General features: G+C 50.2%; 19 protein-coding genes. 6 read left to right on the forward strand and 13 right to left on the reverse strand.

All coding sequences use genetic code 11. From position 1 onward, the window contains the following. Nucleotides 1-57 precede the first annotated feature (57 nt). From radC to mutM, 4 genes are all read left to right on the forward strand, one after another. Nucleotides 58-714, forward strand: a complete 657-nt coding sequence (radC, locus tag QRY16_RS04655; RefSeq protein ID WP_289775827.1) for a RadC family protein — start codon at nt 58-60, stop codon at nt 712-714. Nucleotides 715-954: 240 nt separating this feature from the next. Beyond that, complete coding sequence (gene rpmB / locus QRY16_RS04660) at nt 955-1,191, forward strand: 50S ribosomal protein L28 (protein WP_193406144.1); 237 nt, start codon at nt 955-957, stop codon at nt 1,189-1,191. 11 nt (nt 1,192-1,202) lie between these two features. Then, nucleotides 1,203-1,370, forward strand: coding sequence for a 50S ribosomal protein L33 (gene rpmG / locus QRY16_RS04665; protein WP_001051798.1), 168 nt, complete (start codon nt 1,203-1,205; stop codon nt 1,368-1,370). A 69-nt stretch (nt 1,371-1,439) separates the two neighbouring features. Next, nucleotides 1,440-2,249, forward strand: a complete 810-nt coding sequence (gene mutM, locus QRY16_RS04670) for a bifunctional DNA-formamidopyrimidine glycosylase/DNA-(apurinic or apyrimidinic site) lyase (RefSeq protein WP_193406143.1) — start codon at nt 1,440-1,442, stop codon at nt 2,247-2,249. Here the strand turns inward: mutM and coaD are convergent. From coaD to rfaD, 12 genes are all read right to left on the reverse strand, one after another. Further along, on the reverse strand, nt 2,246-2,731 hold the full coding sequence (gene coaD, locus QRY16_RS04675; protein WP_289775828.1) for a pantetheine-phosphate adenylyltransferase: 486 nt from the start codon (nt 2,729-2,731) through the stop codon (nt 2,246-2,248). The two genes, mutM and coaD, sit on opposite strands and share 4 nt — an antisense overlap. Beyond that, on the reverse strand, nt 2,728-3,504 hold the full coding sequence (locus tag QRY16_RS04680) for a glycosyltransferase family 2 protein (protein WP_289775829.1): 777 nt from the start codon (nt 3,502-3,504) through the stop codon (nt 2,728-2,730). The genes coaD and QRY16_RS04680 overlap by 4 nt, the downstream gene beginning before the upstream one ends. Then, entirely contained in the window at nt 3,504-4,778 is a 1,275-nt protein-coding gene (gene waaA, locus QRY16_RS04685; RefSeq protein WP_193406140.1) for a lipid IV(A) 3-deoxy-D-manno-octulosonic acid transferase, read from the reverse strand. The genes QRY16_RS04680 and waaA overlap by 1 nt, the downstream gene beginning before the upstream one ends. A 90-nt stretch (nt 4,779-4,868) precedes the next feature. Next, nucleotides 4,869-6,002, reverse strand: a complete 1,134-nt coding sequence (locus QRY16_RS04690) for a glycosyltransferase family 4 protein (protein WP_289775830.1) — start codon at nt 6,000-6,002, stop codon at nt 4,869-4,871. Then, nucleotides 5,995-7,071: a putative lipopolysaccharide heptosyltransferase III gene (rfaQ, locus tag QRY16_RS04695; RefSeq protein ID WP_289775831.1), complete on the reverse strand. Its 1,077-nt coding sequence runs from the start codon at nt 7,069-7,071 to the stop codon at nt 5,995-5,997. Before rfaQ ends, QRY16_RS04690 begins: the two co-directional genes overlap by 8 nt. Before the next feature lie 73 nt (nt 7,072-7,144). Then, entirely contained in the window at nt 7,145-8,140 is a 996-nt protein-coding gene (locus tag QRY16_RS04700) for a glycosyltransferase (protein WP_193406137.1), read from the reverse strand. Then, entirely contained in the window at nt 8,124-9,218 is a 1,095-nt protein-coding gene (locus tag QRY16_RS04705) for an O-antigen ligase family protein (protein WP_289775832.1), read from the reverse strand. The genes QRY16_RS04700 and QRY16_RS04705 overlap by 17 nt, the downstream gene beginning before the upstream one ends. 218 nt (nt 9,219-9,436) lie before the next feature. Beyond that, nucleotides 9,437-10,429 carry a glycosyltransferase family 8 protein gene (locus QRY16_RS04710; protein WP_193406133.1) on the reverse strand — a complete coding sequence of 331 codons (993 nt, stop codon included), beginning with the start codon at nt 10,427-10,429 and terminating at the stop codon, nt 9,437-9,439. 6 nt (nt 10,430-10,435) lie between these two features. After that, nucleotides 10,436-11,515 carry a glycosyltransferase family 9 protein gene (locus QRY16_RS04715; RefSeq protein WP_193406132.1) on the reverse strand — a complete coding sequence of 360 codons (1,080 nt, stop codon included), beginning with the start codon at nt 11,513-11,515 and terminating at the stop codon, nt 10,436-10,438. Next, nucleotides 11,512-12,489 (reverse strand): lipopolysaccharide heptosyltransferase RfaC, encoded by a 978-nt coding sequence (rfaC, locus tag QRY16_RS04720; protein ID WP_193406131.1) that lies wholly within the window; start codon nt 12,487-12,489, stop codon nt 11,512-11,514. Before rfaC ends, QRY16_RS04715 begins: the two co-directional genes overlap by 4 nt. Beyond that, complete coding sequence (rfaF, locus tag QRY16_RS04725) at nt 12,477-13,535, reverse strand: ADP-heptose--LPS heptosyltransferase RfaF (RefSeq protein ID WP_289775833.1); 1,059 nt, start codon at nt 13,533-13,535, stop codon at nt 12,477-12,479. The genes rfaC and rfaF overlap by 13 nt, the downstream gene beginning before the upstream one ends. A 17-nt stretch (nt 13,536-13,552) precedes the next feature. Continuing rightward, nucleotides 13,553-14,485 carry an ADP-glyceromanno-heptose 6-epimerase gene (gene rfaD / locus QRY16_RS04730; protein ID WP_289775834.1) on the reverse strand — a complete coding sequence of 311 codons (933 nt, stop codon included), beginning with the start codon at nt 14,483-14,485 and terminating at the stop codon, nt 13,553-13,555. Between the two features lie 230 nt (nt 14,486-14,715). On the opposite strand from rfaD, the gene kbl reads away from it, so the two are divergent. Both kbl and tdh read left to right on the forward strand, forming a co-directional pair. Beyond that, the gene (kbl, locus tag QRY16_RS04735) at nt 14,716-15,912 is read left to right on the forward strand and encodes a glycine C-acetyltransferase (RefSeq protein WP_289775870.1); all 1,197 of its coding nucleotides are present in this window, start codon (nt 14,716-14,718) and stop codon (nt 15,910-15,912) included. Between the two features lie 10 nt (nt 15,913-15,922). Next, nucleotides 15,923-16,951: an L-threonine 3-dehydrogenase gene (gene tdh / locus QRY16_RS04740; protein WP_193406128.1), complete on the forward strand. Its 1,029-nt coding sequence runs from the start codon at nt 15,923-15,925 to the stop codon at nt 16,949-16,951. 175 nt (nt 16,952-17,126) lie between these two features. On the opposite strand, the gene QRY16_RS04745 is transcribed toward tdh, so the two are convergent. After that, nucleotides 17,127-18,044: a divergent polysaccharide deacetylase family protein gene (locus tag QRY16_RS04745; RefSeq protein ID WP_193406127.1), complete on the reverse strand. Its 918-nt coding sequence runs from the start codon at nt 18,042-18,044 to the stop codon at nt 17,127-17,129. Between the last annotated feature and the right edge of the window lie 2 nt (nt 18,045-18,046).

An 18,046-nucleotide genomic window follows, 5' to 3' on the forward strand; every position in this document is an offset into this window, starting at 1 on the left:
TGCTGGTGACTGGCAAGGCGGCGGTTCAGGATAGTGAAGGCAGCAGGGAGAAAGTCCATGAAAAATATGGCACCGCGGGAAAAATTACAGCATTTAGGTGTGGAGGCGTTGAGCGACGTTGAGTTATTGGCCATTTTTCTGCGTACCGGTTCAGCAGGGCTGAATGTTATGGATCTGGCTCAACAGATGCTCCAGGAGTTTGGCTCGCTTTATCATATTATGACCGCCAGCAAAGCGGCTTTCAGTGACATCAAAGGTGTCGGGGATGCAAAGCTGGCACAGCTGCACGCCATTGCCGAACTGGCGAAGCGTTTTTTTGCCAGTCAGCTGGCGCGAGAAAGTGCGATGGAAAACCCCCAGGTTACGCGACACTATTTGCAAAGCCTGTTAGCGCATCAGGAACGCGAGATCTTTATGGCGCTGTTTCTGGATAATCAACATCGTGTCTTACTGGCGCAAAAGATGTTTTCCGGTTCAATTAGCAGCGTTGAGGTGCATCCACGCGAGATTGTACGAGCAGCACTGAAGGTGAACGCGGCAGCGTTGATACTGGCACATAATCATCCTTCAGGCGTGTCGGAACCCAGCAAAGCGGACCGCGATATTACTCACAAAATCAGCGAAGCCTGCCGCCTGCTTAATATTCGCTTACTCGATCATTTTGTTATTGGCCATGGTGAATATGTTTCATTTGCCGAGCGTGGCTGGCTTTAAGAGTAAGGAAAGGGAGGCCGGATGATGGCTTTTTACCCGATCATTCGGGATCTTTATCTGTTCGGGACTTGAGCACTTGCGCCGAGCGGCGTATACTACGCCACCTTTGAGAATCTCGGGTTTGGCGGTTAGGCCAGCTTAGCGGGTTCCATGGAACTCGCCTGGCGGGCTGCAAGCCTGACGAGGCGGCCAAAACCTAATTTTTAAAGCTCGAGCTGATTTGATTTTTGGAGAATAGACATGTCACGAGTCTGCCAGGTAACTGGAAAGCGCCCGGTGAGCGGTAACAACCGTTCCCACGCAATGAACGCGACGAAACGCCGTTTCCTTCCGAACCTGCACTCACACCGTTTTTGGGTTGAGAGCGAGAAGCGCTTCGTTACTCTGCGTGTATCTGTAAAAGGTATGCGTATTATTGATAAAAAGGGCATCGATACGGTTTTGGCCGATCTGCGTGTCCGTGGTGAGAAGTACTAAGGAACTGAATCATGGCTAAAGGTATTCGTGAGAAGATCAAGCTGGTTTCCTCTGCTGGTACAGGTCACTTCTATACCACCACGAAGAACAAACGTACTAAACCAGAGAAACTGGAACTGAAAAAGTTCGATCCGGTTGTACGTCAGCATGTAATCTACAAAGAAGCCAAAATTAAGTAATTTTGGTGTTCTGCTAAAAACCCGGCTCCGGCCGGGTTTTTTGTTTGTGAAAAACGCTGAGGAGAGGCTATGCCAGAGTTACCAGAGGTTGAAACCAGTCGTCGCGGTATTGAGCCGCATTTAGTAGGAGAAACTATCCTGCATGCCATCGTGCGCAATGCACGTTTGCGCTGGCCGGTTTCACAAGAGATTCTGGCATTGAGCGATCAGCCGGTCCTTAGCGTTCAGCGTCGTGCCAAATATTTGCTGCTGGAGCTACCGCACGGCTGGATTATTATCCATCTTGGTATGTCTGGCAGTTTGCGAGTGTTAACTGAAGCATTGCCGGCGGCTAAACATGACCATGTTGATTTGGTGATGAGCAATGGCAAAGTGCTGCGCTATACCGATCCGCGACGCTTTGGTGCCTGGTTATGGAGCAGCGACTTAGCGGGCAGCAACGTGCTGGCTCATCTGGGACCGGAACCGCTTAGCGACGTGTTTGATGGCGATTATCTGTTTGAAAAGTCACGCGGCAAGCGCACGGTGATTAAACAGTGGTTAATGGATAACAAAGTGGTCGTCGGCGTCGGTAATATTTACGCCAGTGAATCGCTGTTTACTGCGGGGATCCTGCCTGACAGAGCCGCAATGAGTTTAAGCAAAAAAGAAGCGGAACTGCTGGCTAATACGATTAAAGCGGTGCTGTTGCGCTCGATTGAGCAGGGCGGAACCACCTTACGTGACTTTTTACAGAGTGATGGCAAGCCGGGTTATTTCGCTCAGGAGTTGCAGGTTTATGGCCGGGCGGGTGAACCGTGCCGCGTGTGTGGAACACCAGTTATTAGCGGCAAGCACGGGCAGCGCAGCACTTACTGGTGCCCGTGCTGCCAGCATTAGCAGCAGGTAAGTTTGGCCTGTAACGCCTGATGTACCGGCGCGGGAAGGAAGGCAGTAACATCGCCACCGTGACGCGCCACCTCTTTCACCAGCGAAGACGAGACAAACGAGAAGCCTTCAGATGGCATCAGGAAGACGCTTTCCAGCGTGGGCAGTAAATGGCGATTCATATGCGCCAGCTGTAGCTCATATTCAAAATCTGATACCGCACGCAGGCCACGCACCAACACATTAGCCTGCTGCGCACGGGCAAAATTCGCCATTAAATCGCTAAATCCAACCACTTCAACATTAGGCAAGTGCGCAGTCACCTGCTGTCCCAACGCAACTCGCTCATTCAGGTCAAACATCGGTTTCTTACCTGGGCTTGCTGCCACCGCCACTATAAGGTGATCAAACATCTGTGCCGCACGGGTCACAATGTCGAGATGGCCTAACGTAACAGGATCAAACGTTCCGGGATAAATGGCTTTAGTACTCATATACACCTTTTTGCCGAGGATTGACCAAGCGCCCAAAGCGCCGAGTATTTGTTAAACGTATACTGCGCATTAACCACCGCTAATATCCAGCCCTGTTTACCGTCAAGAAAACCAGCACGTAGCAGCAGCGTTTTGATAAAAGCGCTTAACGTATGGCTAAAAATGGAGAACAGCCCGCAGCGTTTACCGCGTTGGTGACGTTCCTGCGCCCAGGCTTCAGCATAGGCAAGCTGCTTACGCTGAAAAGCGATGAGGTTGCGGCAGGTCAGATGTTGCAGATGGCCCTTTAGCATTCGGACTGGCGCATCCTGGGCGTTGAGCGACTCATGCACCTGGTTATCGTTATAGTTCAGCATCCGTGGGTAAAGGCGCGTCACGCGATCGGGATACCAGCCGCTGTGGCGCATAAACCGGCCCAGGAACAGGTTGCTGCGGCTCAGGCTATAAACGGCGTTGCTGGGCGGTGCGTTTAATACCTGCTCAATCGCCTTATGCAGTTCAGGGGTTACGCGCTCATCGGCATCAAGCATCAAAATCATTTCGCTTCTGGCATAACTTTGCGCGCGCTGACGTTGCTTGCCATATCCCGGCCAGTCGTCAGCATGAAAAACTTTAGCACCCGCAGCGCGAGCGATTTCAACGCTATCATCCGAGCTACCAGAATCCAGTATGATAATCTCATCAGCCCAGTTAACTGAGGCGAGGCAAGCTGGCAACAGTTCCGCTTCGTTTTTGATGATTATCACCACCGAAAGACGTTGGCGTATTGGCATTAATGGGCCCGTGGCGGTAAATGAGGTTCAAGTAACTGTAAAAGACGCTGTAGTGCGCCCTGATTCTGGTGTAGCACATCCACTGCATGACGGCCGTAATAACGGCGATAATCATCGTCCTGGAGTAAATTAGTCACTTCTTTCTCAAGCGAGATGACGTCCGTAACGATGATCAACCCCTGCGCTTCCTGCAATTTGCTGCAAATATCTTTGAAATTCCAGATATGAGGGCCCATCAAGACAGGAATAGCATGTGCCGCTGGCTCCAGCGGGTTGTGTCCACCACGTTCAACCAGACTGCCGCCGACAAATGCTAAATCAGCAATACCGTACAACAACATTAACTCACCCATTGAATCGCCGATGACAACCTGAGTAGAGCTGGAAGGGATCTCGCCACTGCTGCGCAAGATAAAACTGAAGTTGCGTTTTTGCGTCAGTTCTCGCGCATCGTTGAAACGTTCTGGATGGCGCGGCACCAAAATTAACAGCAAACTGGGAAAAGTTTGCAGCAAGCGACGATGTGCATCCAGTACGATCGCCTCTTCACCTTCGTGAGTGCTGGTAGCAATCCACACGGGACGACGCGAGGCCCATTGGCGACGCAGGGTTACTGCTCGCGCGGCCAACTCCGGCGTAACGGAAATATCAAATTTCAGGCTGCCCGTAACCGTTAACTGTGAACGTTTCAGGCCGAGTTCAAGGAAACGCTCACCATCTTCAGCGTTTTGCGCGGCTATCAGCGTGATGCTCTGCAATAGTTGGCGCATAAAGTTGCCCAGTTTGCGATAGCCTTTAGCGGAGCGTGCTGATAAACGGGCGTTAGCGATGACTAATGGAATCTGGCGTTGATGCAGTATACGAATGATATTCGGCCACAGTTCGGTTTCCATGATGATCACTAACCGTGGGTTTACTGTATCCAGGAAACGATTGATAGAACCGGGTAAATCGTAAGGCAGGTAAACGTGATGCACATCCTTACCAAACGCTGATTGTGCACGCTCCGATCCGGTTGGCGTCATCGTTGTAACGGTAATTGGTAAGGTGGGATAACGATGGCGTAACGCCCGCACCAGCGGAACGGCGGCCAGGGTTTCGCCAACGGAAACTGAATGCAGCACAATGCCGCCGGGTTGAACTTTGCCCACACAGTAGCCGTAACGCTCGGCCCAGCGTTTACGGTATGCCGGAGCTTTACGACCGCGCAGCCACAGGCGCAGCCAAATCAGTGGCTGGATAAGATAAAGCAATGCGGTGTAAATGGTCGTCATAGTTACCGTTACGACATGTTGGCGTCAAAAAATACAAAAAATTAGATTGCGGCATGGTATCAGAAACGCCACGCGCACTCATCTGACTTGTCAGTTAGTGTTTAGCACCTGTTGATACAGCGAAGTTAAGGCCTTAGCTAACCTTTGCGGACCATAAGGCTCAACTTTACGGCGCGCAGCTTCACCCATGCCTGAATCGACAGCGAGTGACGGAATAGCATTGATAGCCTGGTTTAACGCATTGATATTCAACGCATCGCAGACGAAGCCTTCCTGACCAGCCGTTATAAACTCAGCGCCACCACAGCCGGTGCTGGTGATCACCGGTAAGCCGCAAGCCATCGCCTCCAGCACCACATTCGGGAAGGGATCGTAGAGCGTAGGCAGTAATAAACCATCGGCGGCATGATAGAACGGTTGTACATCCTGCTGAACGCCGACAAAGCGCAGGCGATCCAGACAGTTCAGCTGATTCGCCAGCTGTTGGTAGCGCTGCAACTGTTTATCTTGTCCCACGACTATCAGGTAGCGATTGCTACGGGCTACCGCCTCAATTGCGGCCTTCAGGCCTTTCCGCTCAAAGCCTGAACCCACGTAGACCAGCACCGTGGCGCTGTCTGGCAGCGTAAGCTGTTGACGACTGGCGTGACGGGTAGCCTCGGTCGCGGGTTGAAAGTGGTAAGTATCAATGGCGTTGTGAATCACATGAATTTTACTGGCATCAAGCGAAAAGCAGCGCAAAATATCGCCTTTTACCATCTCTGAATTGCAGATTACCGCCTTAAGCGCCGGAGAATGGAACATTTCCGCTTCTGCCTGTAATACATAGCGATGATAAGGACTGAGGGTGGCGCTCAGGCGCTGCCATGGCGATACAAGGCGTGCACGCTGTTCAAGCCAGACGCGATGGACGCCATCACCAGCACGAAAAATATCGCAACCGGCGATGCGCTCATGGCTTTGCACAATATCAAATTTCTCCCGTTCCCAGCAGGCGCGTGCCGCACGCGCAAAGCCACGTTCCCGTGAGATACGCCCCCATTTGGCGGGATTACAGATATGCAGATGCCAGTCAGGATTGGGTATACCCTGCCAGTGGCGGGTAATGATATTCAGGTCCAGCTGTTCACTGCCCAGCGCTTCCAGGGCGCGTGAAATAAAGCGCTCGGCACCGCCATCGGGACGATATTTCTGGCGTACAATTGCCAGACGTAACTTACTCATTTAGATAGCTCCTGGCGGCTGCAACCACATCTTCAACTGGAATGGCTGAAAGAAAACGCTGTTCAGTTTTAGTATCAATGGAGTCCGGCGAAGGTAGCGAACTGTAATCGCCAGCCCAGATCACACGATTGTTTTTGCCCCAGGGACGCCACTGTTGCAATTTGGTTGGGCCAAATAGCGCAATGCATGGTGTATCCAGTGCCGCTGCCATGTGCATTGGTGCTGAATCAACACCAATAAATAGCTGCGCGTGATCAATCAGCGCTGCCAGTTGCGGCAATGAAAGTTTTCCCGCGAATGAGATCACTTCAGGCGATTGGCTCAGAGACTGAATATGCTTAATCATCGCCAGCTCTTTTTTATCCGGCGCCGCAGTGAGGATTATCTTGCGGCCGGACTGTGCCAACTGGTCAATGGTGGCCGCGAATTTCTCATCTTCCCAGCATTTAAAACCCCAGCGCGAGGTTGGCTGTACCACAATAAAAGGTGACGTTATGCCGCTTTTAGCCAGTTGAGTAAGGACAATTTGCTTATCACTTTCGCTGTAATACATTGACGCATATGCGTTTTCACGGCTGATGCCCAGCGGCGCCAGCGCAGTCATATTTTGCTCAATAGTATGTAATGCATTGTGATCGTTAGTAGGAACCAATTGGTTGTGGCAAAACCGCCAGAATGGATTATCCCGCTTTTTAAAGGCGAAACCGATGCGCAGCGGCGCACCTGATAAACGCGTCACGATCGCCGCGCGCCATTGATCAGCCAGATTGATGACTACATCATAATGACTGGCACGAATAGCGGCGATTAGCGCACGTTCATGTGCAAATTTGCGCCAGCTCCCTTCGTTTTTCCACTTGCGGTCAATAATATGAAAATGACGTATTGCCGGATGCGCGTCCAGCATTGGACGTGTTTCCTGATAGAGCAGCACATCAATATTCGCCTGTGGATAATGCTGATGAAGCGCATTAATGACAGGTGTCGTCAGCAGCATATCGCCATGATGGCGTAATTTAATAAGCAAAATATTTTGCGGAGAAGTGTTTGCTGCCATCGGGCTTGCCATAGTCCATTGTTCTCAAATTTTTATGGGCTGATTGTAGGGAAAAGCTTTTTGAGGTTAAAGCCAACCATTGTGGTTAAGTGTAACGCCAGCGATAAAGGCGGCTGAGCCACAGCAAAAGCTGATACCACTGTTTCACGCCTCGCGCGTTTCGCAGCATGCATCGATGGGTTCCGGTTGAGAAAATATCTGCAATGATAGCGTTGCGTGCATTTTCGTCCGGCTCTCGCCGTACGCTATGGCAAACGCTAAGCGCTTCATGGGTAATTTGATAATGGAAGGCGGGATATATTTTTGTCACGCCGCGATAATGTTGATTGAGTTCTTCCAGCATGCGGGCAATTTTTAAATAGTGCCGTTGATATTCCACATTACGCTGGCCGGTACGTTTGCAATTGCTGATGGAAGCATCATGCATATAATAGCGATAAAGGATCTCATCAGTATAACGTACACGTTTTGCCAGCAGCATAAACTCGGTGGTCCATGGAATATCCTGATGATGCAGGCCTGGCTCGAACTGTAATTGATGCTCTTCAATTAATGCCCGACGGTAAATGCCTAACCAGACTACATGCATGTAGCGACGCGTTTTCAGCGCGGTGCTTAACCATTTAGCACCATCGAGTACACCCGTACTACGCAAACGAACCAGAGGAATGAGTGGCTTAGCGCGTTGGTCCCGTTTAAAAAACCATTCAGCGTTACACTGAGCTGCATCCAGATTATCCGCTTCAGCCATTTCTACCAGTATCTGATACATTCTGGGCGCCATGGTGTCATCCGCATCGGGGAAGGTGACATATTTACCACGTGCAATGGCTAAACCGGCATTGCGTGCACGTGATACGCCACCATTTTCCTGATGAATTACCTGAATATGTGGATGCTGCTGCGCGTAGGCGTCAGCGCGCTCACCAGAACCATCGCTGGATCCATCATTAACAATGATGATCTCCAGCGATGCCAGTGACTGCGCAAGTAACGAATGCATAAATTCATCGAACATGCTGCCCGCGTTATACATGGGAGTAATAATGCTGAGCAAGGGGGAATCAGATAAATTTACCATGGCAATATTTAAGCCCTGCCGAGGTTACAGAAGCGGAATATTGCCGCATCATGACAAAATAACCCCAGATTAAAAGAATAAAATAGGGAGATTCGCGATTATAAAACTGGGAATCGCCCATGCTGAAATAGATCACAGGAATGGCGAGCAGTAGTCCTTCGTAGTAACGTTTTTTACCGCATAAAGGGGAAACGAGCAGGGCCACAAAAAACGCTATCATCGTGATACCACCAGCAATGCCTTGTAAGGATAAACTCTCGATGATGTCATTGTGAGTATGATACTGAATATTCAGATAGGCGATTTGGTTATCGGGTTGGTGAATATCAAGCCAGTGTTTAGCTTCCTGATTTCTGCTGTCTGCTGATTGGCCCCATGGGTGTTGTGTGAACGCCCAAAGTCCTGCTTGCCACATGCCGATTCGGCCACCAATTGACGTGCTGGTATCACCGTTCTGATACTGTTCAATTTCCGTTTTCACCGTTTCGATACGGTTAAGCAGATGAGAGGAATATTTTGCTGCGCTAAAGGTTGCTGCTATTAAAAGGGCAGCAAACAGGCTTATCCACATCACGCGCGTACGCCAGGGCGACACCATGATGTGATGAATAATCGCCACAAGGCAAAATAAACTAAATAGCAGGATCGCTGAGCGGGTTTCAGAAACGCCTAATAAAATAAACGAAACAAATAAAATCAGGAAAAACGGTAACGGATAATGACGTGGAAAAGCCTTACGGATTGACCAAAGGGTGACGAGAGCCAGTAACGTAAACATATACGCACCCGACGTGGCGGCATCAGAATTTATTTTGGGTCGCTCGCCGGTTACCATAAAGCCATGGATACCTGTCAGGGTGATAAGGATTAACATTAAGCACAGCATTAATGTTCCGGTCTGCACCATGCGCGGCGACAGCGTCCATTTTGGACTGAGGCGGTGGACAGTATAAAGCACAAAAGCGCCTAATATCATCCTCTTACCGCTGATGCGATAGTGCTCCCCAATTAACGGTAATTGTTGATTCGTGGTGATAGTTGCCCATAACCATTTACTGAGACCCAACAGTAAAAACAAAGTAGGCAGCCAGTAAAAAAATACTTTTTTATCGCGCCAGATGATCCAGAATGTGCTGAGCAGAGACAAATAAGTCAGAAAATAGTAGGTATTACGCGATACTTCTCCGGAATAGAGAAAAAACGCCATCGAAATGATCGTCAGGCAGTAAAACAGCTTTGCACGCATATCTTCAGTAAAGATGAATTTCGCAAAATGAACGATGCGCATTGCCGCCCTCAGTTAAAAAACTTATGTCTGATGTAATTCATCATCCAGGAAACACTTTCAGCGTAATGTTTTTGATGCCATTTGATACGAGAAAATCGCTTCATTTCTTTATGATTTCCAGGTAAATCAAGCGGCTGATCAGCCCAGGGTGAGCGTTGATAATAATCGAAATAAATCAAAGAAAGATCGCCGCCGCCCCACGCATGCCAGGGTTTACACTTGCCCGTATAATGAATCATGACGGTATCTTCCGGCACGCGGAATGCGTGCCAGACCTTATTGGCGATGATGTCATAGATATGGTTATAGCGTTCCGGCAGAATCAACACATCCTCTTCCAGTACCAAATTCAATGCGTCTTGATCGGGAAACCCAAACTCCGTGCCTTGTTTGACCAGCACATCGGTGATCCGTTCCGTTGTATTACTGGCTAACCATCGGGGAATATTGATGAGCATAAAGCCTGAGTTAAAATAATTACCTGACGATAGTCCCAGCTTATTACATTGATTTTGCCGTGCCCGAGGCGTGTCGTTACAGGCACAAAGCGTATACTGACCAATATCCAGCATAAACAGTGGCGAGTAATCACCCACCACCAAGGTATCGGCATCAATATAAATAACGCGGTCACTGTAGCGCGCAACGGTTTCAGGAATCAAAAAACGGTAATAAATGCTTTTAGGATAGCGTCCGACTGCTGGCAAATTATCTAGCCAGGTGCTGTTAAAAATATGCAAAGTAATGATGAGCGGATAGGCTTCGGCCAGCGATTGAAGTTTTTTTACATCTTTTTCATCAAGAGAATCAGAGAAAATGTGGGCGTGAAAAGCAGTATGTGGATGATTTATTAATAGCGAAAAAAGGGTAATGCCTAAACCACGTGCATAAGCGTGATTGATGCCAAAAGCGATATGTACGGGCGCCGCGTCCGTGTCTGAGAGCGTATTCACTAAAACTGTACTTTGCTGTACAGCGTCTGCAAGCTGAATAATTGCCATTGTGCTTTATTGTCCTGAGTTATTCTTAATAAATGCCTGGATTTCGGTGATTTTTTCCGCATTCAACCCAAATAATTCTTCCGCTGGCTGATCAAAATGGAAACGCGTCGCAAAGACAAATGTCGATGCAACGCTATTTTTAGGGCCAATAAATAAAACGTTGTTAACCGGGCGCTGCTCTCTGATTTCGCAAGGGCCGTATAGCATAATGACAGGTATCGCTTGTGCATCTGCGATATAAGCATTCCCCGAATCTGACGAGATATAAAAGTTCATCTGCCCGATTGCCCAGGGAACCTCCTCTAACTTTAATGTCCCAATCAGGCTGACGATATTCTCTTTTGGGCCTGTTAAGTTTAATAACTCATCCAGCCATGGCTGTTCGGCGGGCGGGCCAAATATGTAGTAGGTGCAAGGCAGATTCGCCAGACCATCCAGTAATTTCTTCCAGGTTGTGGCTGGGATGGTTTTGGCACGGTTTCCCGCTGAAATACTGATTCCAATTTTAATTGTTTGTGGCGATGCGAGCAGCGCGGCGGGAGGAGAAGACGGTTGCCATAAAGGCGAGGTCGCATGTTTTGGAAAATCAGTATATCGATACTGACGGTTAATCAGTTTGAGATAACTGTCCAGGGTAAGATCCTGTTTGCTGTGCTCGACAACGCCACTGGCGCTACGATAGAACACGACGTGATAGGACTTACGTACATAGGTACGCAGAAACTGTTTATTTGACGCATTACATAGCGCCGCAAAAAAAAGGTTCACGCTGTTAGGTTGGACCAGATAAACATTGTCGTAGCGATTCATCAGCGTAAACGCCAGTTTTAGCTTGGCGGCAAAGCTACGCCTGGCATCTTCAATCAAAAAATAGCGGGCAATTGTATCGTCATGACGAGCCAGCGGCTCCACTGCTTTGCTAATTAATACATCGGACTGACCTAATGCACGTAGCATCGGCGTGATATTGATAAAATCGCCAATCTTAGCCGTTTGAATCACCAGACTTCGTCCGGTTGGACGATAAAACAGCCGCATTACCGTCCGAAATGGCACCAGCAGCAAATAGATCAACACATAATTCATTGAGCGCCTTCTGCTAAAAAGACCCGGAGTTTTTCAATGACCGTTTGGGCCGAAAGCTGTGTTAAGTTATGCCCTGGTGCGATGACGATTTGCTGATTTTTGCCATAACCGCCAATGAGTCCCGGATCGGTTGGTCCGTATAACGTAATATTTGGACGGTCAAGCGCTGCTGTTAGATGACTCAAACCGGTATCCACTGACACCACGGCACGCGCCCCCGCCAGCTGTTGCGCCACGGCTTCCAGCGACAGTTTTGGCAGGACTTCTACATCATTAAATCCTTCTGCCAGGCGCCGGGCACGCTGATGTTCATGCTCTGCTCCCCACGGCAGCTTCACTTTTAATCCGAACGGCTGGACCTGCTCAATCAATTCACGCCAGTGCGCTTCTGGCCAGTGCTTGTTATCGCGCGTTGTGGCATGAAGAAAAACCAAATATGGCACGGTTTCATTTGTCGTTAGCGCAGAGAAATGCGCCGCGATAGAGTAATCGCCTTGTGTTTGCGGTTTTTCATAGCCAAGACTTTTGGCAAATAACTCGCGTGTACGCTCAACAGCATGTTGCTTCTTGCTGATTTCATGGCGTTTGTCATACCACCAGCTCACGAAAGGTTCACGCGCGCTGCGGCTGTCCTGGCCGTGCTTCACACCCCGCGCAAGACGCGTGACCAGCGCGGCGCTCTTAATTAACCCCTGTGCGTCTATCACAATATCGTACTGACGCGACTGTAATTCACGTTTGAATAACACCCGCTCTTCACGCTGTTGGCTACCGAACCAGTGTTTACGCCAGCGACGAATCGCGACGGGTAAGACCTTATCGACCGCAGGATGCCAGCTCGGGATTTGAGCAAAATTCTCCTCTACCACCCAATCAAAACGGATGCCCGGAATAGCATGCATGGCGTCGGTTAGCGCGGGAAGCGTATGCAGCACGTCGCCCATGGAAGAGGTTTTAACGATCAGGACGTGCATACCGTCTCCTGTTCGTTACTTAGCAGCTCGGTTAACGTCTGATAAACGCGAGTCGGCTGAATATCAATCAGGCTCTGATGATACCCTTGCTCCGCATCACCTTTACGCACTTTATGATAGCCGGTAATCAGGCGAATCACGCGGGCACGAGCGGAGAGGGGCGGCGTGAAGTCAGGGCTGCTCGGTCCATACAGCGCCACGAGCGGCCGGTTTAACGCCGCCGCGATATGCATTAAACCAGAATCATTGCTTACCACGGCACGGCAATGTGCCAAAAGAATCACGGCCTGCTCAAGTGAAGTATCGCCCGCCAGGTTACGGCAATGGGAGCGGGCATCTGCTGGCAGTGCTGCAATAATCTCATCGCCTGTTGGATGGTCTTTTGCCGAACCAAACAGCACTACCTGATAGCCTTCACTGATTAATTGCTGTGCCAGAGCGGCGTAATGATAGTGCGGCCAGCGTTTAGCCGGGCCAAACTCAGCGCCGGGACAAAAGCCAACGATCGGGCGAACGGCGGAAAGCTGATAATGCGCAGCCGTTTCGATTTTTTCCTGATCATCAACCTGTAATTTGGGCCACAACAGCGGCTGAGGCAGCTGCTGCGCTGAGCTAACGGGCCGGTCATAGCCCAGCGCCACATAGCGCTCGACCATCAGCGGAAACGCGGCTTTGTCCAGCTTGCGCAGATCGTTAAGCAGGCCATAACGCATCTCGCCACGCCAGCCAACCCGATGTTTAATCCCGGCAAAGAACGGCACCAAAGCAGATTTGAAGGAGTTAGGCAGAACATAGGCGCGGTCATAACCACTCGCGCGCAGCGAATTGCCAAGACGACGGCGTTCGCTGATTTCAAGCGCGCCATGTCCAAGCGGCATCGCCAGCGCCTGATTCACTTCCGGCATGCGGGATAATAACGGACGACACCAGGCAGGTGCCATCACGTCAATCACGGCATCAGGATGTTCGGCTTTGAGCGTGCGATAGAGACTTTGCGACATCATCATATCGCCGACCCAGGAAGGGCCGATTACCAGAATTTTCATTACCGGTACAGATTCCTTTACGCGTTACGGTTCAGCCAAACCATGTATTCAGCCACGCCTTGTGCCACGGTTTTAAACGGTTTGTCATACCCGGCGGCACGCAGCCTGGTCAGATCAGCCTGCGTATAAGCCTGATAGCGGCCTTTCAGTTTTTCCGGGAACGGAATGTATTCGATTTGGCCTTTTTGATGGAATTTCAATACGGCATCGGCCACTTCCTGGAAGGATTCCGCACGGCCAGTACCGCAGTTATAAATGCCGGAAATACCGTTTTCCCAGCACCATAAATTAACCGCAGCGACATCATCAACATGGATAAAATCTCGTTTGAAGCTCTCACTGCCTTCAAACAGTTTTGGATTTTCATCATTGCTGATTTGGGTATTCAGATGGAAAGCCACGCTTGCCATGCTGCCTTTGTGACCTTCGCGCGGTCCGTAAACGTTAAAGTAACGGAATCCACACACCGGTGAAGTCGCTTCTGGCAGGATCTGACGCACGTAATGATCGAACAGCATTTTTGAGTAGCCATAAACGTTCAGCGGCTGTTCATACTGGCGCTCTTCGATAAAGTTTTCGTTGCGGCCGCCATAAGTCGCGGCAGAAGAGGCATACAGGAAAGGAATTTCACGTTCAAGACAGAAATGCAGCAGCTCTTTTGAATACTGATAGTTGTTATCCATCATGTATTTGCCATCCCACACTGTGGTGGCGGAGCATGCACCTTCGTGGAATACCGCTTCGACAGGTCCGAGATCGTCACCCGCCATTACGCTGATAAGAAACTCTTCTTTGTCCATGAAATCGCTGATGTTCAGATCGACCAAATTCACAAATTTGGTGCCATCTTTCAGATTATCCACCACCAAAATATCGGTGTGACCGCGATCATTCAGCGCCTTGACGATATTGCTGCCAATCATTCCTGCGCCGCCAGTTACGATAATCATGTTAATACCTTCGAAGTTATGGGGTGAAACAGGAGGTTTCACACGCTAATGTCTATCATCATAACATTTCATCAAGATGCAGACAGCCAGATGACTCAGTAACGATTTGTACTTCATGCTCTGTGACGTGAACTATGCTGCAAATTTGACATTCTGTTGGGCGAATTATCGTGGCTGGGCTAACTGTTCAGTAAGATGTTCCAGGTTTTCGCCAATTGAGGAAAGTAATGATGGCAGCGCAATTTTACCAGCAATTACGTCAGCAACTGGATACGGCGCGTCAGGAAGGCTTGTTTAAACAAGAACGTATCATCACCTCGGCGCAGCAAACCGATATAGCCGTGGGCCATGACAATCACGTCATTAACTTCTGTGCCAATAACTACTTAGGCTTAGCTAATCATCCCGCCCTGATTCAGGCAGCTAAAGAGGGGATGGATTCGCACGGCTTTGGCATGGCCTCAGTGCGCTTTATCTGCGGGACTCAAGATACCCATAAGCAGCTGGAAAAAAAGCTGGCCGAATTTCTCGGTATGGAAGACGCGATTCTTTACTCATCCTGTTTTGATGCAAATGGCGGTCTGTTTGAAACCCTTTTGGGTGCGGAAGATGCCATCATTTCTGATGCGTTAAATCACGCTTCAATTATTGACGGCGTGCGCCTGTGTAAAGCTCAGCGTTATCGCTATGCCAACAACGATATGCAGGAACTACGCGCGCGTTTGCAGGAAGCGCGTGATAAAGGCGCTCGTCATATTCTCATCGCCACCGATGGGGTGTTTTCGATGGATGGCGTGATTGCCAGTTTAAACGCAATTTGCGACCTTGCCGACGAATTCTCCGCGCTGGTAATGGTGGATGATTCTCACGCGGTGGGGTTTGTTGGTCATACCGGGCGCGGTACTCACGAGTATTGTGATGTAATGGGCCGCGTCGACATTATTACCGGGACTCTGGGTAAAGCGCTTGGCGGCGCGTCCGGTGGCTATACCGCCGCCAAAGCCGAAGTGGTTGAATGGTTACGCCAGCGTTCCCGTCCTTATCTGTTCTCCAATTCATTAGCGCCTGCCATTGTCGCCGCTTCGATGCGTGTGCTGGAGCTGTTAAGCGAAGGCGACGAATTGCGCCAGCGTCTGTGGCGTAACGCGCGTTATTTCCGCGAAAAAATGACTGCCGCCGGATTTACGCTGGCGGGTGCCGATCACGCCATCATCCCGGTAATGCTCGGCGACGCGAGTGTAGCGCAGGAGTTTTCCCGTCTGCTGCAGCAGGAAGGGATCTACGTGACGGGCTTCTTTTACCCTGTGGTGCCTAAAGGTCAGGCGCGCATCCGTACCCAAATTTCTGCGGCGCATACCCAACAACAACTGGAACGCGCAGTGGCGGCTTTCACTCGCATCGGCCAGCAGCTTGGCGTGATTGTCTGAGGAGCCGATAATGAAAGCACTCGCTAAGCTGAAAAAAGAGCAAGGGATTTGGATGGTAACGGATGCAACCCAACCTGAGCCGGGCCACAACGATCTGCTGATAAAAATCCGTAAAACTGCCATTTGCGGAACGGATGTGCATATTTATAACTGGGACGACTGGTCACAAAAAACCGTTCCTGTACCCATGATTACCGGACACGAGTATGTCGGCGAAGTAGTGGCGATAGGGCAGGAAGTGAAAGGTTTTACGCTGGGCGATCGCGTTTCCGGCGAAGGTCACATTACCTGTGGGCATTGCCGCAACTGTCGCGCCGGGAAGAGGCATTTGTGCCGCAACACGGCAGGCGTAGGGGTAAATCGCCAGGGATGTTTTGCCGAATATCTGGTCATTCCGGCGTATAACGCCTTTAAAATCCCTGACAATATATCTGACGAACTGGCCGCGATTTTCGACCCTTTTGGTAACGCAGTGCATACTGCGCTCTCCTTTGATCTGGTTGGCGAAGATGTCCTGGTGAGCGGCGCGGGACCGATTGGTATTATGGCGGCGGCAGTCTGTCGGCATGCTGGTGCGCGTAACGTAGTGATCACCGATGTGAATGATTATCGCCTTGCGCTGGCGCGCAGCATGGGCGTGACGCGAGCCGTTAACGTGGCGCAAGAAGATCTTCATGATGTAATGCAATCCCTTGGCATGACTGAAGGTTTTGATATTGGCTTAGAGATGTCGGGAGCGCCGCCTGCTTTTCGCAGTTTGCTGGAAGTCATGAATCATGGAGGACATATTGCCTTGCTGGGTATCCCACCGGCTGAAATGGCTATCGACTGGAATCAGGTAATTTTCAAAGGGCTGTTCATCAAAGGCATTTATGGCCGCGAGATGTTTGAAACCTGGTATAAAATGACCGCGCTGCTCCAGTCGGGACTCGATCTGGCACCCATTATTACCCATCGTTATCACATTGATGAATTTCAGCAGGGTTTCGATGACATGCGTTCGGGACGTTCAGGAAAAGTGGTGCTGAGCTGGGATTAAATAACGACCGCCAGCGCGGCCGCTCGGTTTTGGGTCGCTAGCCAGTTGCAGAACGTTTCGGGCCTGTTTCGTCATCCGTTTCACTATTCCCTCGCATGGTCTGAGCTGTCGGCCGACATAATAATTTTTGCCGGTGACTGAGCGTGGAGCGCACGCTCAGGCGCATTGAGCGCGTTTAAAACAGCCGATGCAGCGTGCCAAACAGAGAGCTCTGACTGATGCTTTCAGTGACTACCGTCAGCGCACGTGTCGCTGGAACCGGCGTCAGCGGCTGTCTGGATTCACACACGCCTGGCGGCTGGAAATGGGGAGTGGCAGGCGTGGCTTTTGGCGGTTTGTTTATCTGCTTATTACCAGAGTTGCCATTGTGTAACGGCTCATTCAGTAACTGACCAGGACGCACCAGCGTGATGTCCGCAGGTAAAGTTGGCAACATTTGCTGAAGCACGCGCACGGTATTGGGATGGGGATGACCAATCGCTATGGCATAGCCATCACGCTGTGCCAGTTTAACCGCGCGGTTAAACTGTTGCCGTATGGCATGAATATCCTGGCTGTCATCAAGAAAAACGCGGCGCTTTAGGACCTTAACATGCGTGCCTTGCGCAGCCGGAATCGACTGGCTGTTGCCAATGGTCATGCTGTCAAGGAAGTAAAAACTGTACTGATTAAGCGCCTGCATTACTTTCTGCATGCCAAACAGGCTGGACGTCATCTTGCTGCCCATATGGTTATTCAACCCTACCGCATAAGGGACATTATTGACGGCTTCACGAATGATACGCTCAATCTCGGCGCTATTCATATCAGGCGTTAATGTGTCTTTTTCCAGCGGCTGTTTGCTGAGTGGCGCCATCGGCAGATGGATCAGCACTTCATGGCCACGCTGATGTGCTTTGATTGCCATATTGCGCGCTTGCGGCGCATTAGGCAGCACGGCGACTGAAATCGCTGGCGGCATCTGCAACACTTTGTTTTCTTCGGTAGGACGGTAGCCAAAGTCATCAATAACGATGGCGAGTTTGCCTGCGTGAGCGACGCAGCTGAGCAATAATCCGCTCACGATGGCGGAGAGTTTTCGAAGATGAAGCAAAG

Source organism: Mixta mediterraneensis (assembly GCF_030283135.1).
GTDB lineage: Bacteria > Pseudomonadota > Gammaproteobacteria > Enterobacterales > Enterobacteriaceae > Pantoea > Pantoea mediterraneensis.